The sequence below is a fragment of the Paenibacillus sp. FSL L8-0494 genome (assembly GCF_038003695.1).
Classification (GTDB): Bacteria; Bacillota; Bacilli; order Paenibacillales; family Paenibacillaceae; genus Paenibacillus_AQ; species Paenibacillus_AQ odorifer.
Genome location: NZ_JBBOPQ010000001.1, coordinates 4,370,398 through 4,397,195, shown reverse-complemented (window position 1 = coordinate 4,397,195; position 26,798 = coordinate 4,370,398). Strand labels below are relative to the sequence as shown.

The 26,798-nt window shown below is 40.6% G+C and carries 20 protein-coding genes; 14 read left to right on the top strand and 6 right to left on the bottom strand.

Going from position 1 to position 26,798, the window contains the following annotated elements; genetic code table 11:
* Positions 1-1,101: 1,101 nt before the first annotated feature.
* Positions 1,102-2,742 (top strand): alkaline phosphatase, encoded by a 1,641-nt coding sequence (locus NYE35_RS19950; protein ID WP_341121943.1) that lies wholly within the window; start codon positions 1,102-1,104, stop codon positions 2,740-2,742.
* A 131-nt stretch (positions 2,743-2,873) separates the two neighbouring features.
* Here the strand turns inward: NYE35_RS19950 and NYE35_RS19945 are convergent, their stop codons facing one another.
* The gene (locus tag NYE35_RS19945) at positions 2,874-3,920 is read right to left on the bottom strand and encodes a DUF418 domain-containing protein (RefSeq protein ID WP_076182853.1); all 1,047 of its coding nucleotides are present in this window, start codon (positions 3,918-3,920) and stop codon (positions 2,874-2,876) included.
* Between the two features lie 184 nt (positions 3,921-4,104).
* On the opposite strand from NYE35_RS19945, the gene NYE35_RS19940 reads away from it, so the two are divergent.
* The 4 genes from NYE35_RS19940 to NYE35_RS19925 all read left to right on the top strand — a co-directional run bounded on the left by NYE35_RS19940 (position 4,105) and on the right by NYE35_RS19925 (position 8,440).
* A complete protein-coding gene (locus NYE35_RS19940; RefSeq protein ID WP_341121942.1) occupies positions 4,105-5,253 on the top strand; it encodes a VanZ family protein in 1,149 nt (382 codons plus the stop codon).
* 154 nt (positions 5,254-5,407) lie between these two features.
* Positions 5,408-6,175 (top strand): ABC transporter ATP-binding protein, encoded by a 768-nt coding sequence (locus tag NYE35_RS19935; RefSeq protein ID WP_341121940.1) that lies wholly within the window; start codon positions 5,408-5,410, stop codon positions 6,173-6,175.
* The gene (locus NYE35_RS19930) at positions 6,162-8,081 is read left to right on the top strand and encodes an ABC transporter permease (protein WP_341121939.1); all 1,920 of its coding nucleotides are present in this window, start codon (positions 6,162-6,164) and stop codon (positions 8,079-8,081) included. The genes NYE35_RS19935 and NYE35_RS19930 overlap by 14 nt, the downstream gene beginning before the upstream one ends.
* Before the next feature lie 5 nt (positions 8,082-8,086).
* Positions 8,087-8,440 (top strand): YxeA family protein, encoded by a 354-nt coding sequence (locus tag NYE35_RS19925; protein WP_036688737.1) that lies wholly within the window; start codon positions 8,087-8,089, stop codon positions 8,438-8,440.
* Positions 8,441-8,522: 82 nt separating this feature from the next.
* Here the strand turns inward: NYE35_RS19925 and NYE35_RS19920 are convergent, their stop codons facing one another.
* Both NYE35_RS19920 and NYE35_RS19915 read right to left on the bottom strand, forming a co-directional pair.
* Complete coding sequence (locus tag NYE35_RS19920) at positions 8,523-9,917, bottom strand: sensor histidine kinase (RefSeq protein ID WP_341121938.1); 1,395 nt, start codon at positions 9,915-9,917, stop codon at positions 8,523-8,525.
* A 6-nt stretch (positions 9,918-9,923) separates the two neighbouring features.
* Positions 9,924-10,625: a response regulator transcription factor gene (locus NYE35_RS19915; RefSeq protein ID WP_036688733.1), complete on the bottom strand. Its 702-nt coding sequence runs from the start codon at positions 10,623-10,625 to the stop codon at positions 9,924-9,926.
* A 257-nt stretch (positions 10,626-10,882) separates the two neighbouring features.
* On the opposite strand from NYE35_RS19915, the gene murQ reads away from it, so the two are divergent.
* From murQ to NYE35_RS19885, 6 genes are all read left to right on the top strand, one after another.
* Complete coding sequence (gene murQ, locus NYE35_RS19910; RefSeq protein ID WP_038574604.1) at positions 10,883-11,770, top strand: N-acetylmuramic acid 6-phosphate etherase; 888 nt, start codon at positions 10,883-10,885, stop codon at positions 11,768-11,770.
* Positions 11,771-11,796: 26 nt separating this feature from the next.
* Complete coding sequence (locus NYE35_RS19905; RefSeq protein ID WP_038572072.1) at positions 11,797-13,215, top strand: PTS transporter subunit EIIC; 1,419 nt, start codon at positions 11,797-11,799, stop codon at positions 13,213-13,215.
* 27 nt (positions 13,216-13,242) lie between these two features.
* The gene (locus NYE35_RS19900) at positions 13,243-14,295 is read left to right on the top strand and encodes a DUF871 domain-containing protein (protein ID WP_341121936.1); all 1,053 of its coding nucleotides are present in this window, start codon (positions 13,243-13,245) and stop codon (positions 14,293-14,295) included.
* A 76-nt stretch (positions 14,296-14,371) separates the two neighbouring features.
* Positions 14,372-15,208, top strand: a complete 837-nt coding sequence (locus tag NYE35_RS19895) for a MurR/RpiR family transcriptional regulator (RefSeq protein ID WP_038574602.1) — start codon at positions 14,372-14,374, stop codon at positions 15,206-15,208.
* 455 nt (positions 15,209-15,663) lie between these two features.
* Positions 15,664-16,752 (top strand): DUF1648 domain-containing protein, encoded by a 1,089-nt coding sequence (locus NYE35_RS19890; protein WP_341121935.1) that lies wholly within the window; start codon positions 15,664-15,666, stop codon positions 16,750-16,752.
* 211 nt (positions 16,753-16,963) lie between these two features.
* A complete protein-coding gene (locus NYE35_RS19885) occupies positions 16,964-17,953 on the top strand; it encodes an aldo/keto reductase family protein (protein ID WP_341121934.1) in 990 nt (329 codons plus the stop codon).
* Between the two features lie 8 nt (positions 17,954-17,961).
* Here the strand turns inward: NYE35_RS19885 and NYE35_RS19880 are convergent, their stop codons facing one another.
* The gene (locus NYE35_RS19880) at positions 17,962-18,861 is read right to left on the bottom strand and encodes a LysR family transcriptional regulator (RefSeq protein WP_038572065.1); all 900 of its coding nucleotides are present in this window, start codon (positions 18,859-18,861) and stop codon (positions 17,962-17,964) included.
* Positions 18,862-19,038: 177 nt separating this feature from the next.
* Here NYE35_RS19880 and NYE35_RS19875 point away from each other — a divergent pair, with 177 nt between their 5' ends.
* A complete protein-coding gene (locus NYE35_RS19875) occupies positions 19,039-19,872 on the top strand; it encodes a sugar phosphate isomerase/epimerase family protein (protein ID WP_038572064.1) in 834 nt (277 codons plus the stop codon).
* A gap of 197 nt (positions 19,873-20,069) precedes the next feature.
* A complete protein-coding gene (locus NYE35_RS19870) occupies positions 20,070-23,186 on the top strand; it encodes an ATP-binding response regulator (protein WP_341121933.1) in 3,117 nt (1,038 codons plus the stop codon).
* Here NYE35_RS19870 and NYE35_RS19865 read toward each other — a convergent pair.
* The gene (locus tag NYE35_RS19865; RefSeq protein ID WP_326047672.1) at positions 23,173-23,718 is read right to left on the bottom strand and encodes a CDP-alcohol phosphatidyltransferase family protein; all 546 of its coding nucleotides are present in this window, start codon (positions 23,716-23,718) and stop codon (positions 23,173-23,175) included. The two genes, NYE35_RS19870 and NYE35_RS19865, sit on opposite strands and share 14 nt — an antisense overlap.
* 159 nt (positions 23,719-23,877) lie before the next feature.
* Here NYE35_RS19865 and NYE35_RS19860 point away from each other — a divergent pair, with 159 nt between their 5' ends.
* Positions 23,878-25,011 (top strand): SGNH/GDSL hydrolase family protein, encoded by a 1,134-nt coding sequence (locus NYE35_RS19860; RefSeq protein WP_341121931.1) that lies wholly within the window; start codon positions 23,878-23,880, stop codon positions 25,009-25,011.
* Positions 25,012-25,079: 68 nt separating this feature from the next.
* On the opposite strand, the gene NYE35_RS19855 is transcribed toward NYE35_RS19860, so the two are convergent.
* Positions 25,080-26,765, bottom strand: a complete 1,686-nt coding sequence (locus tag NYE35_RS19855) for an ABC transporter substrate-binding protein (RefSeq protein ID WP_036688689.1) — start codon at positions 26,763-26,765, stop codon at positions 25,080-25,082.
* Positions 26,766-26,798: the final 33 nt, after the last annotated feature.

Here is a 26,798-nt window from a genome sequence, read left to right as displayed (position 1 = left end):
GAAGCTGTCCATTCCTCCTACGGTAACTCCTCAGAAAGATAGCCTCACTTTTTACCAGATCATGATTCATTGCGCATTGGCGTGACTTTTGTTCCTTTTAACGGCATAACCTCTGCATTGGTACCTTCAAAATATAACGGCAGTCCTTCTGCCAGGATAGTCAAGAGGGTTTGGGTTGGGTCCTACGAAACCTAGAATGGGGATGATAAATTTAAGTGCCATCCATTCATAGACAACAGGTAAGCCGTGAATCAAAAATACGCAGATCCATGACAGTAAAGCTGCAGCCAAAATTGTACTACCTAAATACCCGAATGCTTGAATTATTCTTTTCATATTCGCACCTAACGTATAAGAAAGTGTCTAATAGTTAGAATAATATAACTGTAAAAATCACTTCAATTGCTAACATATCCGAGGCTCGATACGGTTATTTGGATAATACCACCATAGGGAAATCTGAAAAACAAACATTTGTACAACTGTATTTGTCTTGTACCGTCCTTTGAAGTTAGTAATAAACTATATCAATCTCAGAAAAGGAGTTGATTTAGTTGGCTAACAGTGATATACGTCTTACTCTTTGGTCGGGTACTAATTTTACCAATCGTCGGATTCGATTCAGACGTGGAGGAGTTGCGGTTCGTGATCTTGGAGCGTTTCGGTTTAACAACGTTCTCTCGAGTTTCCGTCTCAGAAATGTTGTGGAAAGCTCTCAAGTAACGCTTGTACTATTTTCGCGAATTAACTTTCAGGGATCGTTCCGTGTATTCCGTGGCAGCCAAAACGTAGCGAACTTGAATAATTTTAACTTTAACAATGTCACATCTTCGTTGATATTGGTAGGACGTATCCTTACAAGCTCCGAAATTTCCCAAATTCAAAGCACGGGTAGAGCGCCTCGAGATGTCCTCGTAATAAGACAATAATAATGCAAAGGGGGCCCCTAGGGCGCCCCTTTTTTACAAATATCAGTAGCACAGGTCAAGACAAAATATGCATAGAATTTAATATAAAATAAGAGAATAGGTGCTGCTCCCGCAAACAATCCTCCTTTAAACTAGTAACGTACTTAACAAAATCTGCTAGAGGAGGATTCAAATGCGCAAAAAGGTTATCGGGAGAATTTGCAGTACAGTTATGATTTGCAGTCTGCTTGCAGCAGGCAACGGAACGACCTACGCCGATGGCGCCAATAACTCTGATGCTCCTACCAACAAATCGGTCAAAAACGTAATCCTGTTTATTACGGATGGGATGAGCTTATCCGATGTGAACTTGGCCAGATGGTATCAGGGAGGGCAGGCGCTTGCGATGGATAAGTATTTCAGCGGGCTGGTGAGAACCTATTCTACGGATTCACTGACCACAGATTCCGCTGCGGGAGCTACGGCTTATGCCACAGGCCATAAGGTTAAGAGTGAGACGGTATCCATACTTCCAGACCGAATAACGATGCCTTTCGTAAGCGCAGTTAAACCAGAGGACATGAACAAACCTTTGCCTACCCTTATGGATGCAGCGAGAATGGCAGGGAAAAGTACAGGGACGGTATTCACTTGTGAATTAACGGATGCGACACCGGCTACATTTTTAAGTCATGCATACACGCGTGACAATGCGCAGTCTATTGCAGAACAGATGGTCTATAGTGGTGTAGATGTTCTACTTGGGGGCGGTTCCGGGTATTTGGTACCCGGCAAAGAAGACATTAACCGCAAGGACGGAGAAGATTTAACCAAAATCCTGAAATCAAATGGGTATGAATACGTAACGGATAAAGCAGGTTTAATGAATTCTAAAACGAATAAAATCTGGGGACTATTCAACCCCGAAGCACTGGATGCTGATTTTGACCTGAACCCGCAAAAGCAACCGAGCCTTGCCGAAATGACCAATGTAGCGATAGAGAAGTTGTCACAGAACGAGAATGGTTTTATTCTGATGGTCGAAGCAAGCCAGATTGACTGGTATGGTCATGATAACGATCCAGTGGGGATTATGAGTGAGACCTTAGCGTTTGATAAAGCCTTCAAAGCCGCTGTTGATTTTGCAGAAAAGGACGGGAATACAGCAGTCTTATCGGTTTCGGATCATGCTACCGGCGGGCTCAATATGACGAACTATGATTCTACCAAAGATCTAATCTCCGTGCTGAAGAAAGCGAAGCACACCAGTTATTACATTGAAGGCAGTATTAATGAGAGCAATTTCAAAAAGGTCCTTGCGGATAATTATGGACTTAGTGATCTAACCAAAGAAGAAGCGGATCAAGTCAGATTGGGAATGCAGGATAACCTTTCGCCAGTCATCGGTAAAATTTTGGGGGATAAAATAGGTGTAACCTTCTCTACGGATGATCACACATCGGAAGAAGTTGGATTGTTCGCCTACCATCCGGCTAATTTTAAACCGACCGATTTCATGAACAGCGGTGTAATCCAGAATACGGATGTGAATAAGTATATTCAAGAAGTAACCGGACTCAATCTGGCGCAGCTTCAGGATACACTGTACGTATCCAGTGATAAATTCAAGGCCAAAGGAGCTACGATTACCCTAGATAAGACCGATAAGACTAATCCGGTGGTTGTAGTGAAAAAAGCAGGCCAAGTTCTCAAGCTGCCTATAGATAAAAATATCGCCATTCAGGATGGCAAAACAACGAAACTAAATGTGCTGACAGTAATGATTAAAGATAAAGTGTGGATTTCGCAGGATGCTTTGGACTTAATTCTCTAATTCTTAAAGTTCATGTTGTGATCTGTCGCCTAACAGTTAAAGCGCTTAAACTTGAGAACCCCTTTTTAAAAGGGGTTTTTGGGTTTAGATAAGAAATTCCGACTTGAATTGAGGCGAGGAAAGCGAAGCTTTTATCGTTTGATTGCAGGCTTTGTTCCATAGGTCATCAAGCGCCAAACCTTTTCTAAAGGGCCCATGGAAAAAAACTTGAACCAAATGGTGCTAAAAATGATTTGAATCATATAAATCAGAACTGCGATGTAGAGAATATCTTTTGGTGAAACGACTTCGAGACCTATCATTGAAATGATTGCCGTCCCTATAATGCTTTGTGCTACATAATTTGTAAACGCCATTTGACCCACCCGTGATATGGGTTTCAGGAATTTCACCATTTGTTTATTTTCTAATAGTAGAAATAATGTTGTTAAGTAGAACAAAGTGGTTGGGAGAGATCCTAAGCCCGTAACTGAATCTACATTGCTGTTCCCATTTTGAGAAGCGTTCCAAATCCATAGTGAAAAACCAATGAACAACAGAAATGATACCATTTGAATCCATCTAATGGGTCTTGTTAATTCTTGTATGTGTGTCAGCCAACCTGACTTTGCGGTTAAAAAACCAGCTAAAAACATAATAAAGATTTGTATAGCGTCATTAGAAAAAATATCAAGAATAGATGAGATTGCCCCTTGAGAAGGCAGGAATATTTTTACCACTAAGGAAATGATGTAAATGGATGTCATACCCATAAGCCACTTTTTAAGTGTAGAAACCGTTGTGTGATAAAAAGGGATCAGAAACAATCCGATAATGGCATATGCGGGCAGAATGGTTCCCCAAAAGATAAATACATGAATGATTCCCAGCAGCAAAAGGATTAGTAAACGTCTAGCCATACGCCATCTGGGTTTATCTCCCCGGCTTTCGGCTCTTGAGGCGAAAATGTATAGACCTACACCAAATAGAAAGGAAAAAATAGAAAAGAACTTTTTTTGTACGAAGATGATTATCAAGCTATGGATGATTCCATTAATGCCACTATAGTCTGGTAAGGGATCTCCTTCCATAATAACTTTAAAGGCTCCAACATTTATAAGCAGAATGCCGAAAAGAGCAAGTCCGCGAATGATGTCGAGTGAAATGATTCTTTCTTTTTGCGAAATGGAGGGATTCATTAATAGTGCTCCTTTGAAAATATTTTTATTTGCCTAGGAGTTAGTATAAGTTGCGAACCTTACATTAAATTGATGCCAACATTACAGGATCCTTAAATTTGATAAAATGTTCCAACTCCAGTTGAATTAGAATCAGTTTTATGGTTAATATGAATACTAAATCATTTTGGGGTGTGAACTAGAAATGTCAGCATATACTCAACCGATCTTTGTGGCAGCGATCTTTTTTGTGGTTTTAGCATTTGCCTTATTTATCCCATGGCTCATTTATACCTATAGAAAATATAATTACCTTCCCTTTTCTACCACGTTAATTTCGTTTTCGTTTATCTTTTACTTTCTAGCAGCGTTATTTTTAGTATTGTTGCCGTTGCCGGAAATACGTAATACTTGTTCTCTTCAAAAACCGGGCACACAACATTATTCACTTATGCCATTTCAATTTATAGTGGGCACCTTTGGCAATAGTGGCATCGTGTTATCACAGCCAGCTACTTATAGACTGTTATTTAGCCAACCCTCATTCTATCAAGCTTTTTTTAATTTCTTGCTATTATTACCTTTTGGTGTTTATCTGCGTTACTTTTTTCATGATAAAAAATATTGGAAGAAAGCTCTAGGCTTCACGTTCCTATTAACTTTATTTTATGAGATAACACAGGTAACCGGTATTTACGGGATTTATAATTGCCCTTATCGTATTTTTGATGTGGATGATTTATTGTTAAATACTTCTGGCGGAGTACTGGGGTTCTTTATTGCTCCAGCCGTGTTGGCGTTATTCCCATCAAAAAAGAAAATTAAGGAGAAAGCAGAAAGATTATTAGCTCTTGATGAAGTAAGAGGGATGTCTGTGTTACTGGCTGTTATTATTGATCTATTTATCAGCAACCTAGTAGTTAAAGTTGTGTTGAGTATGACCAACGTTAATATGGTTAGTGAATTTATTGCGAGCACAATTACACTTTCTGTAACCTTTTTTATTATTCCGATGATTTGGAATGGATCGACAATCGGTACGAAAATAATGCGTTATCGCTATGACAGTAAAATAAGTCGAGTGGAAACTAACAAGCGATTATTTAAACGCTTTGGTGCCATTTACGCGATGTACTTCATAACAGTCATTGCGAATATTTTGAATAATGTGGAACTATCAATGGATTCTCCATTTTATAAGGCATCTATATTCTTAACGCTAGGTGCTGGATTGACCTCCATTATTTTAACGATCGTGTTGTTCATCCATATTGTCTTAGTCGTGTTTGGCAAACAAAAACGCCGCTTTTACTTTGATGAAGCTTCTGATTTATATACAACCAGAAAAAAATGAATGCTATTCAATAGCAAAGGGATACTCCGTAGTCTTAAATGGCTACAGGGTATCCCTTTTTTTGTAGATTTAAGCTTGTTGTAAGGTTGGCATGAATTTGCTGTAAGGTTCGGTGCCTATAGTATAAGTATCAGCAAATTATGAGGTGAAATGAATGGAACCATTATTAAAAGTAGAAAACGTAAAAAAAGTGTACGGGAAGTTAAGTGCTGCTTACACAGCGTTGGAAAACGTGTCTTTTGACATTCATGAAGGTGAGTTTGTAGGGATTATGGGACCTTCCGGAGCGGGAAAATCAACCTTGCTAAATTTGTTAGCAACCATAGATTCTCCAACAGAAGGAAAGATATATATGAAGAACAAGAGTATTCATGATCTGAAGGAAGCAGCTTTGTCAGACTTCCGGCGTGAACATCTCGGGTTCATCTTTCAAGATTACAATTTACTCGATTCCTTGACGGTAAAGGAGAACATATTGCTTCCCCTGGCGATTGCTAAAATTCCAGCGAAGAAAATTAATCACCTCGTGACTCAGATCTCTAAAGTATTTGGGATTGAAGATTTACTGGGGAAATATCCTTACCAAATCTCTGGGGGTCAAAAGCAAAGAACCGCTGCGGCTAGAGCGCTCGTGACAGAGCCAGCACTGATTTTGGCTGATGAACCAACAGGTGCACTTGACTCTAAATCAGCAACAGATTTATTGGAAAGCTTAAGTACTTTAAATGAAAATAACAATTCGACCATTATGATGGTAACCCATGATGCCTTTGCCGCAAGCTTCTGCCGCCGGATTATTTTCATCAAGGATGGTTCATTTTCAACAGAAATCTATCGTCGTGATCAGACACGCAAAGCCTTCTTCCAAGAGATCTTAGGTGTTCATGCGGCCATTGGGGGTGAGGTAGATGACGTTATTTAGTCTAGCAAGAAAAAATATAGCCAGAAACTTTTCGCAATATTTTTTATACATTGCATCGATGGTGTTTAGTATCATCATTTACTTTACATTTGTGACCTTAAAATATAGTGATACGATAGCAGAACAGACGGCTTCATCCCAAAAACTGGGTTCCCTAATGAGTGGCGCGGCAGTCATTCTTATCTTTTTCGTGTTTATATTTATAGCTTATTCCAATTCATTTTTTATGAAAAAACGTAAAAAAGAAGTCGCACTGTATGCGTTGCTGGGGGTACGTAATCGTCAAATCGGTTTTATGCTCTTTTTTGAAAATTTATTATTAGGATTATTCTCTTTAATAGTAGGGATTGTATTTGGCTTCCTTTGTTCAAAAGGATTTATGACGATTTTGATTCATTTAATGGGTTATGACGTTGTAGCACCCTTTACATTTTCATTGGCGGCAGCGATGAACACGGCTATCGTATTTCTAGTTATATTCTTAGTGACATCGTTTCAAGGTTATCGTTTGATCTATCAATTTAAGCTGATTGATTTATTTCATGCTTCCAAAAAGGGAGAAGTGGCGCCTAAACCATCTATGATAGTAGCTGTTCTTGGAGTGTTACTTATTGTCTTGGGCTATTGGCTTGCAATGCAGGACCTGTTCACTTCTAAGGTATGGGCAAAAATCGGATTTCTCATGACCGTATTAATTATTTTAACAACGGTAATTGTGGGTACATTTTTATTGTTCCACAGTGTGACTGGCTTTGTGTTAGCAATGATTAAGAAAAATGAAAAGTGGCTGTGGAAAGGACTTCATGTAATAACCATATCGCAACTGCTCTATCGTATCCGTGGGAATGCACGTACATTAACTGTGATTGCTGTGTTGAGTGCTACAACAGTAACTGCCGGTGGAGCGGTCTATAGCCTGTATTACAATACGAATGACTCGGCAAAAACGATTAATCCGAATACCTTTATGTATCAATCAACAGATGCAGAAATGGATAAACAAGTAAGTGCTGTACTGCCAGCTACAAAATACGATGAAAATATCGAAGCGCTATCCATTACGTTTCATACGAAAGAATTAAACTCGCCATCCTCGTTCGATAGCTCTGATAAAAGAGGGTATACAGTTATCGATGAAAAAACATACAACAACTTAGCAAATGTACAGCATAAAGAAAAATTAAATGTAAAGGATGGCTACACGGTTATTTTAGATATCGGATATGACAAAAGGTTCTCACCTATGTATACAGGAAAAACTATAACAACAGGCAACGGCCATTCACTCACATTCCAAAGCTTTAAAACTCAAACCGTATTGAATGCAGGCACAGCAGGCATAACAGTTGTAGTCTCGGATGAACAGTATAAAGTATTACGGAATGATGGAGAAGTGCTACGCTATCGTGTTCTTGGGGTAGAGGATGCCTCTGTGGATTTATCTGCAAAAATTGCAAACCAATTGCCTGAAGAAGCGCCATTTTCTAGTAGGCCTCAAGATTACCAAACAAGCTTGGAAAGTGTGGGTTCTCTACTTTTTATAGGCAGTTTCCTTGGGCTCGTATTTCTGGCTGCAACAGGCAGTATCATTTACTTTAAAGTTTTAACAGAGGCAGAAGAGGATAAAGCACAGTACAATATGCTGCATAAAATGGGTGTCAGTGCAAAAGAAATGCAGAAATCCATTGCGTCACAGGTATTCGTTATCTTTGTTGTACCGCTTATAGTAGGGTTATTGCATAGTGTAGTGGCTTTAAAAGCATTCTCTAGTCTACTGATGATAGATTTAGCAAAGCCAGTGTTGCTCTGGATGATTGCTTATACCGTAATTTACGGGTTGTATTATTTCTTAACCGTAGCTTCATACAATCGTATTATCACACTAAATAATAGAACAGAAGGATGATTGAGATGAAAAAATTTCTAATTACTATGGGTATTTTGTTTGTTATTGGGGTTGTAGGTGTCTTTGCTCTAGCAAAGATTGATTTCAATCGCATGAATGCCGAAAATTACTATTTACAAATTACAGAGGATGGGGAACCCCATGAATATAAACTGAGTGATGGTACAGTGATGACTTCCTATTCGTATACACTAGAAGCTACAAATGCTAAAGGTAATACAATTCCACTGGAATTTAATGCACAAAAAAATCTTCGTAAAGGCGCCTACTTAAAAATGTATGTAAAAAAAGGTGATCAAGTCTCCTCATATGATGAAGTGAAAGTAGAGGATATTCCGCTAAAAGCAATAAAAAACTAATAAATTGAAGAAGGGCTGTCTCCAATAATGGTAATGGAGCACAGCCCTTTTCTCTGCCTAATGAGTAAGTAAGGCATTTGTATTATAAAAGTATAGTAATGGTTGTTCCAATATTTTCAGCGCTCGTAATATCGAGTTTCCCCTCATGAGCCCAAATAATGTCTCTTGCGATGGCCATTCCTAAACCAGTACCATGCTTGCTGGTTGTATTTGTACCCCGATAGTAGCGTTCGAAAACCTGTTCCAGATCTTTAGTTGGAATACCCTGGCCATTATCAGAAATCGAAATTTGGGTATGAGATTCTGGACCTGTATCCACTCGAATCTTCACCACGACATTTTCATCGTTATGCACCAGCGCGTTGTAGATCAAGTTAAGGATCGCTCGTTTTAGTAACTTTTTATCTACTTTATGCATTGCTTTAGCCACATTCGCCTCAAACTCTATCTGCCGTTCACCAAAGGTCGGGTCATTTAAAAGTTCAATCGTCATTTCTCGTAGAAACTGAACGAGATTCGCCTCTTCAAATTGCAGGGATAGCTGGTGATTACGTAAACGTGTTGTTAAATTGAGGTCATCTAACAGATCTTTCATATACATCGATTTACTTTTGATAATTGACGTGTATTCCTGTAATTCTTGGGCTGTTAAATCTGTGGCACTGTCGTTAATAAATTCTGCATAACCTTGAATAGAAGCAAGTGGTGTTTTCATGTCATGTGAAACATTGCTAATCCATTCCTCACGCATTTGATCGAGACGTTTACGCTCCTCTTCATGCCGATCGAGCTTTTCAGATAGTTCATTCATATTACGAAAAACATCTTCATAAACACCTTTGGGAGTAGGCATTTTCTTAAAACGTCGTTCCCTGAGCTGTTGAATACCCTCTATTAATGTATGAAGGGGTGCAGTTAACTTTTTCCCAAATAGAAATCCAATGATGATTACAATAAGCACATCAACGATTAAAAAAATGGAAAGAAAAACATTAACATCTTTGAAAATTTTAGCGTAGTCATAGGTCATTACATACCGGCCTATTTTAGGATTATTAACCCCTAAAAAGTAACTAAAATTTTGGGCTTCGCTGACAAAAACCGTCGTGCGTGCATCTAATTCTTTATATTTATACATTTGGACAATTTCAATAGGAGAATACTCTGTTTTCAATTCTTCAGGGGTATAAAAGGCTGCTGCTTGCTCCCCTTGGTCATTCAAGAATTGTACCCAGGCGCTCATTTCTTGTAGTTTTTTGAGACCTTCTTCGTTCACAACAGGTTTGCCAGCCTGTAATTCTACGTATTGTGAAAAGGTTCGGCTAAAGGTTTCTGCAGATGCTTCTTCAGTGCCAAAGTTATTATTATTTACCTTTATAAAGAATAGGGAAAGGAACAAAATCGCGTTTACAATACCAACGATCACAACAATAGTCATAACCGATCTTAAAAAGCGGAGTGTCAATTTCCATTTCAACTAGTCTCACTCCTTGGTATGTAATTTATAACCTAACCCTTTAACTGTCAAAATAAAGGAAGGATTTGAAGGGTCGGCCTCAATTTTTTCACGTAATCGCCGAATATGTACCATCACTGTATTATCGGAACCAAAAAAATCTTCACCCCACACCTGTCCAAACAAGGTTTCTTTGCTTAGAATCTGATTGGGATGATGCATAAAACAGCTCATTAAACCGACTTCTTTGGCGGTTAGCACGAGGACCTCGCCATTCTTTTTTAATTCTGTCTCATTGGCACTAAGCTCAAAGGGGCCAGCTTGTAAGCTTTTCGGAGCCTTTTTTTCTTCTGTAAAGCCAGCTCTTCTCAGTTGTGCCTTTACCCGATAAGCGACTTCTTTCGGACTGAACGGTTTAGTAATATAATCATCGCCACCTATCGCCAGTCCTAACAGCTTATTAATTTCCTCGTCTTTTGCAGACATAAATAAGATGGGTGCATTTGATGTTTCCCGAATTTTTCTGCATAAGTCATATCCTTCTCCATCTGGGAGCATAATATCTAGCAATATAAGCTCAGGATTATACTCCTGGAACTTGTCCCAACCCTCTGCAACGGTCCCGGCAGTTACAACGTCTGGAACACCTTCTTTATGTAAAACAGCCTTCATTAGACGCGCTAAATCATCTTCATCGTCTATGATTAATACCCATTTACGACTTGCCATTTATTTCCCTCCATAACATAACAGTATCTACATTATAAAGTACTTTTGAAATTTTTCGCAAAAAAACCACGCTTCATACTTATGATACCGCTTAATATTTTTCAGGCATTGAAGACGTTTATTTTGAGTAGAGATAGTTTCAGAGTTTTGACACTTTGTTTTAATAAAAATAAAATAATGTTGAAATAATATTTCAGAAATGTTATCCTTCAATTAGAAAGCGATTTCATATACGGAAAAGGATGATGATGAAAATCATGTTAGAACATTTGACAACAGAGACTCGCAATAAGAAGACAATGAACTTGGATGAATTAACACCACTTGAGCTTCTGGAAGTGATGAATGAAGAAGATCAGAAGGTTGCACAAGCTGTTAAACAAGAGATTCCGCAAATTGCCAAAGCAGTAGAAGTAATTACAATGGCGATTAAAGAGGGTGGGCGCTTAATTTACATGGGAGCTGGAACGAGTGGACGTATCGGCTTGCTAGATGCTGTTGAATGTCCACCTACATTTGGAACAGCACCTGAAGAGGTCGTTGGGCTAATTGCTGGTGGAGAAAGAGCGTTTATTAAAGCGGTTGAAGGTGCGGAGGACAATGAACAATTAGGAGTGCAAGATTTACAAGATATTAAGCTGACCGCCAAAGATGTTGTCGTGGGAATTGCCGCTAGCGGACGCACGCCTTATGTTATAGGCGGATTAGAATATGCCAATTCTATTGGAACACCTACTGTAGCCGTGAGTTGCAACAAAGATTCAGCGATTGGTAAAGTTGCCAAGATTGCGATTGAAGTTGTAAACGGACCGGAAGTGTTAACAGGATCAACACGTTTAAAAGCTGGAAGTTCTCAAAAATTAATTTGCAATATGCTTTCAACAGCTTCGATGATTGGAACGGGAAAAGTATATGGAAATTTAATGGTCGATGTACAGTTAACCAATGAAAAGCTTGTAGAACGTGCTAAACGTATTGTTATGGATGCGACAGATTGTGATGCTGTAACAGCAGAAGATTATCTGAAGAAAGCAGATCATAAACCAAAAATTGCCATTGTGATGATTCTTGCCGGGCTTTCTAAAGAAGAAGCTATACAACGTTTGGAGGAATCACAAGGGTTTGTCCGTCAGGCAATAAAATAATACGAAAGTAAGAAGGGGGTATAAACATGAGTAAATATCATGATTTAGCGGTCAAAATATTAGGGGCTATTGGTGGCAGTTCAAATGTATCCGAATATACCCATTGCATGACTCGTCTTCGTGTAACTGTGGTTGATCGCAGTCAAATCGCTGAAGCGGAATTGAAAAAAATGGATGGGGTTCTAGGGGTAGTGGATGACGAAACCTATCAAATCATTCTCGGACCAGGGGTCGTGACCAAAGTAGCCGAAGAATTTGGCAAAGTGTTAGAAGAAAGTGTCTTAGAGGGTAAAAGTTCAGCTTCGGCTGAACAATTACAAGCTAAAGGCGCAGAAATGAAAGCACAACTTAAAAAGAAGAATGATACACCTTTCAAAAACTTTTTGCGGAAAATAGGTAATATTTTCATCCCCCTGATTCCTGCATTCGTTGGAGCTGGTTTAATTGCAGGTATCGGCTCGATTCTAGCCAACAATATTACAGCAGGCAACTTAGATGCCACAACTTGGCAGCAATATGTGACGATATTAAATGTAATTAAAAATGCGATTTTTAGTTACTTAGTGATTTATGTCGGCATCAATGCAGCTAAAGAATTTGGAGCTACTCCTGCTCTTGGCGGAGTGATCGGTGGGATAACGCTTTTAACAGGGGTTACAGCTGAACTGCCCATTCATAATATATTTACGGGCGCACCTTTAACACCAGGGCAAGGCGGGGTCATTGGTGTCCTAATCGCAGTATGGATTTTATCAATCGTTGAAAAATATTTGCGTAAAGTGATTCCGGATGCGATTGATATTATCGTTACACCTACAATAGCCTTGCTAGTTGTGGGCCTGATAACTATATTTTTCATCATGCCATTCGCTGGATTTATTTCTAATAACTTAATCGGAGCGATTAACTGGACGATAGAAGTTGGTGGTGCATTCTCAGGTTTTGTATTAGGGACAGCGTTTTTACCACTTGTTATGTTAGGGCTGCATCAGGTATTGACGCCGATTCATATTGAGATGATCAATAGTTCAGGGATGACGTTATTACTTCCGATGCTTGCTATGGCTGGTGCGGGTCAAGTAGGGGCATCCATTGCCTTATGGATTCGTTGCAAAAAGAATAAATCATTAACAAACATGATTAAAGGTGCGCTTCCAGTTGGTATTCTGGGAATCGGTGAGCCATTGATTTATGGGGTAACTTTACCGTTAGGACGTCCTTTCATTACAGCTTGTATTGGCGGAGGTATTGGGGGCGCGGTCATTGGTTTATTCGGTAATGTTGGAGCGATTGCTATTGGGCCATCTGGAGTTGCATTGATTCCATTGATTGCTAATGGATTATGGTTGAAATATGTATTAGGGTTAATTGCAGCTTACGCTGGTGGATTTATCGCTACTTATTTATTCGGTACTCCAAAAGAGGCTATGGCAGAACAGGAATAATTGATCAGAAATACTGAGGTGATTTCAATGCTGGGGATTTCAATTTATGTAGCGGACCGGACGTTAGAAGAAAACGTGAACTATATGAAAAAAATGAAGGAAGCTGGTTGTACAGAAATATTCACCTCCCTTCATATGCCAGAAGATGATATAGAACTATTGAAGGAGAAATTGCTGGAAATCGCAAACGCGGCCAAACAATTAGAAATGGACTTGATGGCAGATATTTCCGGGAAAGCATTGGAGAAATTTTCTTTTCCCTTTTTATTGGAATCTGGTGTTACAGGTTTGCGGTTGGATTTTGGATTTAGCGCCCATGATATTGCTGCCTACTCGCAAAAAATGAAAATTGCCTTAAACGCGAGCACATTAACACCAGAGTTCTTAGCTACATTAAAAGATCATCATATCTGTCTTGGGAACATTGAGGCTTGGCATAATTATTATCCCCGCCCGGAAACCGGGCTTGATAAAGAAACATTTATTGAGAAGAACAGATGGTTGCAAGCGGAAGGTATTACGACCATGGCTTTTATTCCTGGAGACGGGCTGAAGAGAAAACCATTATTTGGACGTTTGTCCACATTAGAGAAGCATCGGAATCAATCTTCTTTTCTAGCTTACTTGGAATTAGAGAAGGATTGTGCAGTGGACAAAATTTTTGTGGGAGACTTAACACTTTCAGAATGGTCTCAGCTTCAATTTCAAAGTTATCAAGAAGGAATTATTCTTTTGCGAGTAACCAAGGAACTGCCTTATGCCTTATGGGATATTGTTCATCGGAATCGCCTTGACGCTGCTCGTGATGTGATTCGCTCAGAAACTGCACGAACAGATGAAGAACGTTTTATAATGACGAAAAATATTACGCCTATGCATACGAACAAGCGACTCAAAGGATCGATTACGGTTGATAATTATTTGTATGGCCGCTATGAACATGAGTTACAGATCACATTAACGGATCTGCCAGCACATGAAGGTGTTAATGTGGTGGGTCATGTTTTAGAAGAAGACATTCCTCTATTGGACTACGTTAGAAAAGGAGGCAGCCGTTTTTCCTTTACATCTGCTACTTAATGATTACTCCCCTCTATTTTGTTACAATAAAGAAAATAGATTAAGCAGAGGAGATAAGGACTTGGTAGTAGGGAGTATGATTTCGCAAATTGAACTATTATTAAATGAACTGCCAGAATCCGAAAAAAAAGTTGCTGAGTACATTCTTGCAAATGCTAAAGAAGTGATGCATATGACTATACATGAATTAGCGACGAAAGCGGATGCAAGCAGTGCGGCGGTTGTTCGTTTTTGCAGGTCACTAGGAATAGACGGTTTCCCCGCGTTGAAAATCCGTTTATCTGCGGAAGCAGAAAACACGCCGCATGTTGGCTACTTTGATGTTGAATCGAATGAATCGGTGCATTCTATCATTGATAAAATGTTGTCGAACACCATATTGACCTTTCAGAATACGGCCAGTCAACTGGACGCGCAATCTATAGAGCAGGCAGTGAACCTGTTACAACAGGCAGAAGTAATTTATGTTTATGGGATAGGTGCCTCATTTATTATTGCAGAAGATGCAGCACAAAAATGGCTTCGGCTAGGCAAAAATGTATATGCGATTTCAGATCGTCATTTATTGGCGGCAGCCATGGCTACGAAATCAGAAAATGCTGTCTTCTGGGGGATTTCGTATAGCGGTGAAACGAGAGAGGTTATTCAATTATTAAAACGAGCTAAGGAACAGGGGATAAAAACAATCAGCCTCACTCGTCCTGGAAATAACAAGCTTTCTCAGCTAGCTGATGTTTCTTTATTTACATCACGTGCGCCGGAAGCGCAGCTTCGCAGTGCGGCAACAAGTTCAAGATTTGCGCAATTATTTGTGCTCGATATTGTCTTTAGTGCATATGCTTCTGCTCAGCATGATTTTACTGTGGAGCAGCTAGCGAAGACAAGAAAAATGATTGAAATTTTGAATGATTAAATTGCGATAAGAAGCTTCTACCAGAGTATGGTGGAAGCTTTTTTATTGTAAAGTGCTTTAAGCAGATCGAGCTATTCTTCCACTTAATAGTATAATCAAATTGTATTGCTTATTTTGAATGGAGGAGATTTTCTGGAAGCTAAAGTAATAACATTGCCTTCTTTTCATGTTGTTGGTTACACCTGTCCTTTACCTACACAGAATTTCAAACAGATGTACTTGACATAATTCAGTTGTCAGATGAGTAGCTCTGCGTAGCAAAAAAACTGGATAAATTGTTAATTTCACCTCTATAGTTACTAAAATCGATTATAATAAAATTTATGTTCAAGCCGATTACCTATCCTAAGTTAATAGGATAATCATACGCAAAAAGGCATAGTGATGAATCGCCTATGCTATAAGGGTTATAGAGTTTTCAAATACACACTTATGTATAAGAGGAGGCGAATGATATGACGATAATACCTGTTATAGTAATGATCTTAGTATTTGTACCTGCCATTGTACTCATGGTAAGCATGCCTTATTTAACAAGAGAGACGATTAGTTTTGGGGTCACCGTCAGCCCTGTACAATTCCATAGTGAGCCTCTGCGCCAGATGCGGAAGTCATATGCTAGGATTAGTGCTACCTTACATACCATCCTATTCATTATTTGTATCATCTGTCTAATATACGGTGATGAACATTCCAAGCAACCAAGTTGGATCATTGTCACTTATTCACTCGCCATGGTCGTAATCTCCCTAGTCATAAACATTAGCTATTATTTCAAAATGAAAAGTTTACTACCTATGCTGCCTATTGGTCTGGAACCATCGATCATGGCAGTGGACACTGGATTTCGGAAAAGAAACATTGGCTTGTCTAATAAATGGTTCCTCATTCATGTTTTAATTATTGTTGTTACTATTGTAAATGTGCTACGCAACTACGATCTGATTCCTGATCAGATTCCGATCCATTACAACAGCAGTTGGAACGTAGACGGCTATGCAGCTAAATCTTATAGTTCTGTGTTTATGCCTACGATCATGCAAGTGTTCATAACACTTTTGTTCATATTTGAGAATTGGAGTATTCGCAGAGTGAAGCAGCAGCTTCAACCCAATGATCCTAACCGTTCCATCAGACAAGACGCAACTTACCGCCGTACTTGGTCATATTTTATGCTTACAGCAAGCTTCTTAATAGTTATCCTGTTTTCCGTCGTGCAACTAAATATGATATCTCAGCTTAACATGAATTTCGCTATCCCTATTATCCTAATCATAATAGCCCTTATCATCCTATACGCCTTGGCCTTAACGTTCTGGGCTGGTCAGGGTGAAAGCCGCTTGGAGCGATCTGCCGATAGCTCCAATGTCAGACCTGTCCATGATGATGAAAAATGGCTATTAGGTATGGTTTATTTCAATCGCAAAGATCCAAACCTAATCGTCAAGAAAAGGCTCGGAGTCGGCTGGGGATTAAATTTCGGTCACCCAGTAAGCTGGCTGTTTTGGCTCGGAATTATTGTACTGTTAGTTGTGGTGCGGTAACAAGGCTTGGAGGTTAATACTCACCGGAGTATAGGCGAAGTTAGAGTTTCGAAACAGAATATTTACCGAAAAAAACGCCTAAAGGGCGTTTTTTTATTATCTTTAAGTGTCTCAGTAATATCTATTTTGAATTAAACTGCATATTAAAGAGTATTTCTCGTATTAATATCTCTTTGTTACAATCAGATTGTTATCTAAAGGAGGGTATAAAATGAACTATCGCAAATTAGGAACTAGTGGCTTACATCTAAGTGAGATTGCTTATGGTAATTGGATTACACATGGTGCTCAAGTGGACAATGATACTGCCCATGCTTGTGTTCGCGCTGCATTGGATGTAGGGATCACAACATTTGATACTGCAGATGTATATTCCGATACGAAAGCTGAGATGGTGCTGGGCCAAGCATTAAAAGGAGTGCACAGAGCTGATATCGAATTGTGTACCAAGGTGTGCCATCCCACAGGGACGGGACGTAACGCAAGAGGTCTGTCTCGCAAGCATATTTTGGAGGCGTGCCATGCTTCACTGAACAGATTACAGACCGATTATATTGATATCTATTATGCGCATCGCTTTGACGCAACAGTATCCCTTGAAGAGACCTTTTTGGCTTTTTCGGATCTGGTGCGTCAAGGTAAGGTTCTCTATGTCGGGATAAGTGAGTGGACGGCGGATCAGATAGCAGAAGGTGCTATTTTGGCGAGGGAATTGAAGGTGCCATTGGTGGCTAGTCAACCTCAATATTCGATGTTATGGCGCGTGATGGAGACGGAGGTAGTTCAAGCTTGTGAGCGGGAAGGGATTGGACAGGTGGTCTGGTCACCGCTTGCTCAAGGAATTCTTTCAGGTAAATATATGCCAGGGCAACCATTGCCAGAGGGTTCTCGTGCTTCAACAGCTGCGGGCTCACCATTTATGAATAAATTGGCGGGTCAGTGGCTTCGGACTGAGGTGCTTGAGGCGGTCTCGAATCTCTCTTCCATCGCCAGTGAAGTTGGGTTGACGCTTCCGCAGTTGGCTATAGCATGGGTGTTGCAAAATACACAAGTCTCATCTGCAATTATTGGGGCATCCAAGCCTGAGCAGGTTATAGAAAATGCCAGAGCTGCGGGAGTTCGTCTGGATAGGGAAGTAATGTTGGAAATCGATAGGGTGCTAGAAGGACTCGTTGAACGTGATCCTAGAAAAACGGGCTGAATATTATATTATTCACCATTAATAGCTTCTGAACTCATTTGTCCTATGATCTCTAGTAACGCGGATAAGGAGGCACGATCGCAATCGGTTCTCCAAGCGGCATAAAGGGGAATCGATGGTGTGCTTTCTTCAAAGGGACGAAATGCGACACCTTCACGCTGAAAAATAGCAACTGAAGAGGGCACAATGGAAACTCCAAGATTAGCAGCTACCAAATTTACAATGGTGTACATCTGAATGGCTTCCTGTACAACATTCGGATACATGTCGTGTTGGGCGCAGAAGCTCATAATGAGGTCATGAAAAGGAGCTCCTAAATGACGCGGGAACGATATAAACGGCTCTAAAGCTAAAGAGCGAATGGATAACACCGGTAATTGAGATAGGTGATGCTGCTCTGGCAAAACGGCAATAAGCGATTCATTGACTAAGGGACGATGGTCGATATGTTTGCCCGACTCTGTATAACGTACAAATCCAATGTGAATCGTTCCTTCATGTAAAGCCTGCCACTGCTGAGCAGACGTCATCTCATGTAATCTGAGTTGTACTTGTGGATAACGTTCCCGAAACATTTTTAACATATTAACCAATACTCCACCAGCTGCAGAATCTATAAATCCAATGTTCAAATGTCCGATAATTCCTTGATCGACTAATTGTGTTGTTTTAATAGAGCGTTCCAGTTGAGATAAAATGGATTTAGCCTCCTCTAGAAATACCGCCCCCGCTGGCGTGAGACGAACTTGTCTTTTGTTCCGTTCTAATAGTTTCACACCAATTTCATTCTCCAGAGCTTGAATTTGCTGGCTTAAGGGAGGCTGTGTCATATTTAGCTTCTCTGCTGCACGGTTAAAATGCAGTTCCTCTGCTACTGCGATAAAGTATTGCAATTTTTTTATGTCCATACTTTTCATTCTCCCTTGAAATGCTTCTTCAAGCAAGTATAAGGATCTTTGAAGAAAAATGAAAGGAATGACATGTCCTTTGAGGTGTTTTATTCGAGTGCCAAATGCGCTAGACTTGGAATGGGTACCCAGAACAATGATGTACTGTTTGATTGGTCATAAAGGGGGAGATCTACGATGATAAGAGGATTAACAACAGCAGGTTTGGGTGAGATTAGTTCCAATGAAGAATACATCAGACTTGCGAGCCAATTCGGGTTTCGGTCCATAGACGTCAATCCATTAGAGTTGGTACAGCAATATGGCAAGGATGGGGCAGTTCAATTGTTGGAAAGTCATGGCGTCATGCTAGGATCTTTTGGTTTAGAGGTAGATTGGCGCACGACAGAGGATAGCTTTAGGGAGAGTCTGAAATCGCTTACCCAGATGGCTGAGGCCGCTGCTGACTTAAAGTGCACCACATGCTGCACATATATTTTACCTTCGACTGATCTTCCGGTCGCACCGTTTATGATTGCAGCCACTAGACGTTTAAGACTATGTGCAGAAATATTAGGCGCTTATGGTATTTCGCTAGCCTTAGAGTTCGTTGGCCCTCATCACTTACGTACACAATGGGCAAATCCGCTGATCTGGACGATGCATGATACGTTGAACTGGATAGACACCATTCAAGTGAGAAATATCGGCTTGTTGCTGGATTCCTATCATTGGCATACAAATGGATTAACAAGTGAGGATCTGCTGAAATTACAACCGCATCAAATCGCGTATGTCCATATCAATGATGCTAAACCTCTGCCCATAGAAGAATTGCTTGATTTTGATCGATTGTATCCAGGGGAAGGGGCTATTGATCTTACAGGCTTCCTGGGAAGCCTTACAAAGATCGGGTATACCGGCGTTATCGCCCAAGAAGTGCTGGCACCAGCCTCCGCACACAGTTCATCTGAATTATTTTCCCGTTCCAAAGCAGGTTTCGATAAAGTATTCTCATTGCTAGAAATCTAAACACATCGAACTCTACATTAGAAGAGGCGTTAAGGAAGGAATCAACTATCTGCTCTATGGGATAGTTGATTTTTTTCCTCTAAACATAGGATTACATACGTCTATAGGCCTCTTAATATAGTATAATCATACTGTATTGCTCAAAGTTGGAGATAGGGATATAGCACTATTAAATACTATTGACGAATGAGGAGTCTATGAGAACTTCGGAGAATAAAATTAAGTTAAGTCATATGTTGTACATAGTAGTATTCATCTGCCTGCTGATTGCAATACGCTGGAGCTGGTACAATCATTTTACTCTGTCTAATCCTCCTGTAGTGGAGCAAGGTGTGCTCGATTTGCGGGGAGTAGACCTTGAATCACTAAGCTCTTTTCCATTGGATGGAGAATGGGAGTTTTATCCTCAACAATGGGTGAATGCCGCCAATGTGGATAGAGTTTTAAAAGGCCAAATGCTTCAGGTGCCGGGTAACTGGAGTACCGCATTTAATCCTTCAGAGCAAAAAAAGGCATATGGATACGGAACTTATCATATGCGTATTTTGCTAGATCAACCCTTGTCTGAGCCGCTAAGCTTTTGGTTCCAGTCCATCTATACTTCTTCTGAAGTGGAGATCAATGGAACAGTGCTCGCACGGTTTGGTGTGTTATCTGACGAGAAGGAAGAGCATGTTTATGTGACGAAAGCATTCTTAATCAGTTATACACCTACAGATCAGAAGCATCTGGATCTATTTGTCCGGACGTCAAACTATGAGTCTCCACTAAAAGGGGGCATAATTCGGTCCGTGGAGTTTGGCATTCAACATGAAGTAGACACTATATACTGGAATTCCATTGGCTTGCAGCTAGTCGTAGGGGTCATGCTTCTTCTACATGGGTTGTATTTATTGATTATCTATCTGATGGATGTACGAAAAACAGAGCTGATTATTTTTTTCCTCATGATGGTCGCTGCGGCTGTATCCATTGGGGTTGAACATAATGGACTAATGTTCCGGTTTCTTCATGTTGATTTTGCCTGGATGTTGAGGTTAAAGGTTCTTTCGTATATAGGGTTTTGTCTATTCCTTTTATTGATGGGAAGAGAACTATTGGGGAATCGACGGAAAGGCAAGGCGTTTTATAGTTACATCCTGTCAGTTCTCATTTTTACTTTATTTATTATTGTAGGTCCTGAAGAGGCAGTGTTATATATCATCGGAAAAGGGTATTACATGATCCTGTATTACGTTCCAGTGTGTTGGACGGTATATTATTTTTGGAAGATGGTATCCTTACGAGCTGAAGGTGCTCTATTTTTATTGTTTTCAGTGTTAGCAGTACTAAATAATATGTTGTGGGGGGCTGTCTACTATGCCAGTAGCTCACAATTTATGTTTTATCCCGTAGATTTAATAGCTGCCCTTGCCGCATTTTCCGCCTATTGGTTTAGGAGATATTTTCATCAATCCCATCAAAATGTGTTACTGAACGCTCAATTGGCGGAATCCAATAAATTAAAGGACCGTTTTCTAGCCAATACGTCACATGAGCTGCGCACTCCACTGCATGGGATTATGAATATTGCCCAAAGTGTGTTAACAAGAAAAAAACATGTGCTGGATGAAGAGAGCCAGCGTGACATGGAATTGCTAATTATGGTCAGTCGCCGGATGTCGCTTATGCTGAATGACTTGCTTGATGTTGTGCGATTGCAGGATAAGCGGATTGTGATGAATATAAAGGTCTTGCAAGTGAGGTCATTGGCTGAAGGTGTACTGGATATGTTACGCTTCTTAACCGGTGGGACGAAGGTAGAGCTTCGAATGTCTATAGATGAGAAACTGCCTCGTGTTTATGCGGATGAGGAGCGATTGGTGCAGATTCTGATTAATTTAGTTCATAACGCACTAAAGTACACCGAACAGGGAAGTGTTGAACTGGCCGCAGAACAAGTGGGTGGGGATGTATGGATACATGTTACGGATACAGGAGTAGGCATGGATGAAGCTTTGAAAAAGCGTGTTTTTATGCGCTATGAACAAGGGGCTTACGGTCAAGGCGGCATTGGGCTGGGACTAAGCATCTGTAAGGAGCTGGTCGAACTGCATGGCAGTGAATTATTGCTGCAATCGCAGCCGGGTCAGGGAAGTAAGTTCAGCTTCAAATTACCTGTAGCCAAAGGGAGCTTGCAGTCATCCATTCCGGATGTCTATGCAGAAAAAGATTCGGATCCATTGTCACCATTCAGCACGTGGATAACTGCTGAGAAATCAGCTATGGTGGCTGCCACCTATAATACAAAGGAAGTAGAGCCACTCTCGAAGCTCGATACAGACGCTGATATCATACATGTGCTGGCAGTTGATGATGATTCGGTTAATTTAAAAGTTTTGCAAAATATTTTATCAGATGGAGCTTATCGGATTGATACAACGACTTCAGCCCGTGAGGCGCTGGATATGTTGCATCATGAGCAGTTCGATTTGGTTATCGCTGATGTGATGATGCCGGGCATGTCTGGTTATGAATTGACAAGATTGATACGCGAGCGGTTCACGATGTATGAACTTCCTATTATTCTACTGACCGCTCGCAGTGAGCAGGAGGATGTCTACGCAGGTTTCTTGGCTGGAGCAAATGACTATGTTACTAAGCCAGTAGATGCAATGGAATTGAAGTATCGCGCATCGTCGCTCACTTCTATGAAGCAAGCAGTCAATGATCGTTTGAGAATGGAGGCTGCTTATTTACAAGCGCAGATCCATCCACATTTTCTCTTTAATACATTAAATTCGATTATGTCCTTGAGTGATTTTGACACTGTCAAAATGAAAGATCTTTCAGATGCGTTCACTACTTATCTGCGGATCAGCTTTGACTTCTTAAATGCAGGCAAACTTGTTTCGCTGTCGCAAGAGCTGGAGCTGGTCGAGAATTATGTATATATCCAGCAGCAACGTTTTGAGGAGAGGCTGCAAGTTGAATGGGAAGTAGACGCGAATCTCCAGCTTCTAATTCCTCCGCTAACGATTCAGCCACTGGTGGAGAACGCCGTCCGGCATGGGATATTAAGTCGGGCAAAAGGTGGAATCTTGCGTATTCATATTGAGACACATGCGGAGGCTATTCATTTTATCATTGCAGATACGGGGATTGGAATGGATGAAGCTCAAGTCAGCAAGTTATTACAGCCAAAAAGTCTTAAGGATCAAGGAATTGGTCTCCTTAATACCGATCGGAGATTAACACAATTATATGGACAAGGCTTGAAGATTCAAAGTATTCCTGGGGTGGGAACTACGGTGTCTTTCATTATTCCTGATTAGGATGGTTGTAAAACCATCCTTTTCTGTCTAGCTGTAATTGAGTGGATGTGATTTGAATGATCAATTCTTCCACGGCGGATAAGGTTGCAACTATACAGACAATGGTTGTCCAAATGGTGTGGTTACTATGGGAAAGCCATATAGGAGTTACAAATAGGAGGAGCCCGGTGAGTTTATTGCCGTAGGTATGGATGCTTGCGTAAGTTTTGAATCTGCGAAGGGCAATCCCTATCGCTGTTAAGCGGATGACCGCGATCAAGAAGATCCATAGGATGAATTCGAGTGTGAGACCTAGAAGCGGATACAAAGTAAATAAGCTGATCCCGATTAGTATTGTGTCGGCAGCAGAATCCAGCTTTGCTCCGAGATGACTTGTTGTGCCTGATTTTCGGGCAATTGGACCATCTATCAGATCGGTGACTCCGCAAAGGATATAAATTGCAAGAAAGGGCGAACTTAGGGGCTCGAAGAATAACAGCATGATTGCCAAGATAATTCTGCCAAGTGTAATACAGTTAGGTATAACTTTCAACTTCAATCCCACCTTTGTTCATGACCTCATTTAATTCTATTGTACCAGAGGCAGAGTATATGCTATATGCTATTTGGAAAAGGATTATAAGATAGTATTGAAGAAGTAGTGAAGTAGAAGTGTAGATTAGGATTCTAGTAGTAATTTAGGAGGGATTTTATGAAGCAGAATACAAACTTAAAGGTACATACATTAGCTGATATCGAACATCTGAAAATTCACGGCAGAACAACAGGTTTACTTTCTCCACTAACGTTATTTTGGACAGGCAGTGCGGTCGAATTAAATGTTAAAAGTTCTGAGCTATGGCTTGAAGTAGAAGCAGATTATGATGTTTATGAACCTTGGATTAGCATCCTGATCAACTCCGTTCCTGTAAGCAGACAAATGTTAGTAGCAGGCCGGTATTGGATTTGTGTATTTAGAGGCATGAATGATCGTGTTGTGAAAAATGTCCGTATTGTAAAAGATGTGCAGGCAATGAGTGGAGACTCTGGCTGCTCTTTGCAGATACATGCGGTGAAGATGGATGGGGAATTTCTGCCCGTTGCGGACAAACCCCACAAGATAGAGTTCATAGGTGACAGTATAACATCCGGAGAAGGAAGTATAGGTGCCAAGGCTGAAGAAGACTGGATTCCAATGTGGTTTAGCGCCATTAACAACTATACTAGTATGACGGCAGATGCTTTAAATGCAGAATATAGAGTTATTTCTCAAAGTGGCTGGGGTGTCCTTACTAGCTGGGATAATAATCCGCACGGTAATATCCCTGATGGTTATGAACAGGTTTGTGGTCTTCTAACTGGAGCAAAGAACGAAGCTTTTGGAGCTTTTCAAGAACATTCTTTTGAATCCTGGCAGCCAGATGTTGTGGTAGTTAATCTAGGAACCAATGATGGGGGCGCTTTTCATTCGCCAGAATGGAAAGATGAGGTAACAGGGGAAAGCCATAAACAACGCTTAAATGAAGACGGGACCTATCATGAGGATGATATACAAGCTTTTGTCGATGCCGTCGAGAAATTTCTGATGATGCTTAGAAAAAATAATCAACATGCACATCTCGTATGGGCATACGGGATGCTTGGTATCCCCATGATGCCGGCGATCTACCGAGCGGTCGATGCTTATAGCAAGAAAACAGGGGACAAGCAGGTTTCAGTGTTGCAGCTTCCAAATATGACGGATGAGACCATAGGGGCAAGAAGTCATCCGGGAGCATTAGCTCATGAACAAGCGGCAAAAGAGTTGACGGGGTATTTGAAAGGGATTCTAGCGGGCGAAAGTTAATGATGAATTCATAAAAAACAAGCCGGAGCGAAAGGATCACGCTCCGGCTTGTTTTTATTTACTTTAGTCTATTTGGTGGATACAGATTTGAACCATTCGTTAACTTCTTTGGTGATTTGGTCACCACCATTTGCTTTCCAGTTGGAAACAAAGGAGTCAAAGGCATCTACTGGAAGCTTGCCGTAAATGATTTTGTTGAAGGTTTCCATTTCGGATTGACGAAGCAGATTCCATTTGGATACCATCGTTGGTGTCGCAGCACCAGTGAAATAGTTCTGTCTACGAATGTCTATTTGCGACATAACAACTTTTGCAGCGGCCCAGTTTTCCGGTTTACGGAACTCAGCCATTTGTTTTTCATAAGGAGTTACAGGTGTTTCACCATCAGCAAGTTTAACCAATGTCTTCATGAACAGATCAGGAATACGAGCCGGTCCAGTTAAGAAAGGAAACTCATTAGAGAAGTCTTTAATCTTCTCTTTATCACTAGTAGGTTTTCCATCAATCATGTCCCAATCGTAGCCTTTAGCAAAGCCGTATTCAAATTCACTACCAGCTGCTGGATTAGCTAAGTTATCAAGCAAGTAGTTGTAGTATAAGAAAATCGCTTCAGGGTGCTTAGCATCTTTGTTAATCATGATACTAGCGTTTACCCCAGAGTTCTGCCATTTGGTACCGATGAGTCCGTCTGGACCTGCTGGAACCGGATAAGCTTTGATCTTCGCTCCAGGTACATTTTTCATAAGATCGGGAGCCGGCCAGTCTGGAACCCAGTTTGCCCCTGGTAGAATACCTGCGGCGCCTTTTGTCCAGCTTTCAGCAGATTTACCTTCATCCCAAAGTGCGGAGTCTGTGTGAATATAACCTTTTTCCATCCACTCACTAAGCTTAGCAAGGGCTTGTTTAGCACCAGGGTTAATGGAACCGTATTCTAGATTGCCGTCGGCATCTTTATTCCATTGTTCTTCAATTGTACCGTAAGCACCGAATAACCAGTCGAGTTGGCCCATCCAGGTATTTGTATTATTTTTCAAAGAAATCGCAAGTGGGAAAACATCTTTAGGTGCTAGACCGTCAGGGTTTTCGTTCTTGAATTTGTCCATAATGATCTCAAGATCGGCGATTGTTTTTGGAGCTTGAAGGTTCAGCTTTTCCATCCAATCTTCCCGTAACCAGAGAAGGGTATCGTCATTATCGGTATATTCAAGGATCGGCATATTGTATTTCTTACCGTCTTTTGTGAATGGATACCAAAGTTCTGGGTGTGCTGCAGCATGATCTTTTAGAATTTTATTAGCATATTTGTCGAACAGCTCATCGATAGCAATGAACTGACCGGAATCAATCAGTTGATTGGTCAACACTGCATTGGTTGGTACAGAAACGAAGTCAGGCAGCTTTTCGCCAGAAGCAATGGCAAGCTGAAGCTTTTGTCTGTATTGATCGTCATTGGCAGGATACCAAGTATCTTTATGCTTCATGCCCAGTGTTTCCAGCATCCAGCGATCGTGAACATTGTTTTCTTTTGTATCGCCTTGAACATATTTCTTCGGCATCAATACCGAACTGAACTCGATGGGTGGATCGTATTTACCTTTTTCAAAAGCAGCATCTGCTTCAGATAAACTAGTCTCAGACGATGTGGTATTGTTTTGTTTGGCGTTTTCATTATTTCCGCCGCCACTGCCACAGGCTGTGAGTGTGATAAGTGCTGTGACCGTTAACAACGACCACATTTTTTTGAACTTGATCATTCTTTAATTCCCCCTACTGTGTATGATCTTTAC

Coding starts and splice junctions, on each gene's coding strand:
- NYE35_RS19950 (WP_341121943.1), top strand. CDS start 1,102: ATGCGCAAAAAGGTTATCGGGAGAATTTGCAGTACAGTTATGATTTGC.
- NYE35_RS19945 (WP_076182853.1), bottom strand. CDS start 3,920: ATGAATCCCTCCATTTCGCAAAAAGAAAGAATCATTTCACTCGACATC.
- NYE35_RS19940 (WP_341121942.1), top strand. CDS start 4,105: ATGTCAGCATATACTCAACCGATCTTTGTGGCAGCGATCTTTTTTGTG.
- NYE35_RS19935 (WP_341121940.1), top strand. CDS start 5,408: ATGGAACCATTATTAAAAGTAGAAAACGTAAAAAAAGTGTACGGGAAG.
- NYE35_RS19930 (WP_341121939.1), top strand. CDS start 6,162: ATGACGTTATTTAGTCTAGCAAGAAAAAATATAGCCAGAAACTTTTCG.
- NYE35_RS19925 (WP_036688737.1), top strand. CDS start 8,087: ATGAAAAAATTTCTAATTACTATGGGTATTTTGTTTGTTATTGGGGTT.
- NYE35_RS19915 (WP_036688733.1), bottom strand. CDS start 10,625: ATGGCAAGTCGTAAATGGGTATTAATCATAGACGATGAAGATGATTTA.
- murQ (WP_038574604.1), top strand. CDS start 10,883: ATGTTAGAACATTTGACAACAGAGACTCGCAATAAGAAGACAATGAAC.
- NYE35_RS19905 (WP_038572072.1), top strand. CDS start 11,797: ATGAGTAAATATCATGATTTAGCGGTCAAAATATTAGGGGCTATTGGT.
- NYE35_RS19900 (WP_341121936.1), top strand. CDS start 13,243: ATGCTGGGGATTTCAATTTATGTAGCGGACCGGACGTTAGAAGAAAAC.
- NYE35_RS19895 (WP_038574602.1), top strand. CDS start 14,372: ATGATTTCGCAAATTGAACTATTATTAAATGAACTGCCAGAATCCGAA.
- NYE35_RS19890 (WP_341121935.1), top strand. CDS start 15,664: ATGACGATAATACCTGTTATAGTAATGATCTTAGTATTTGTACCTGCC.
- NYE35_RS19885 (WP_341121934.1), top strand. CDS start 16,964: ATGAACTATCGCAAATTAGGAACTAGTGGCTTACATCTAAGTGAGATT.
- NYE35_RS19880 (WP_038572065.1), bottom strand. CDS start 18,861: ATGGACATAAAAAAATTGCAATACTTTATCGCAGTAGCAGAGGAACTG.
- NYE35_RS19875 (WP_038572064.1), top strand. CDS start 19,039: ATGATAAGAGGATTAACAACAGCAGGTTTGGGTGAGATTAGTTCCAAT.
- NYE35_RS19870 (WP_341121933.1), top strand. CDS start 20,070: ATGAGAACTTCGGAGAATAAAATTAAGTTAAGTCATATGTTGTACATA.
- NYE35_RS19860 (WP_341121931.1), top strand. CDS start 23,878: ATGAAGCAGAATACAAACTTAAAGGTACATACATTAGCTGATATCGAA.
- NYE35_RS19855 (WP_036688689.1), bottom strand. CDS start 26,765: ATGATCAAGTTCAAAAAAATGTGGTCGTTGTTAACGGTCACAGCACTT.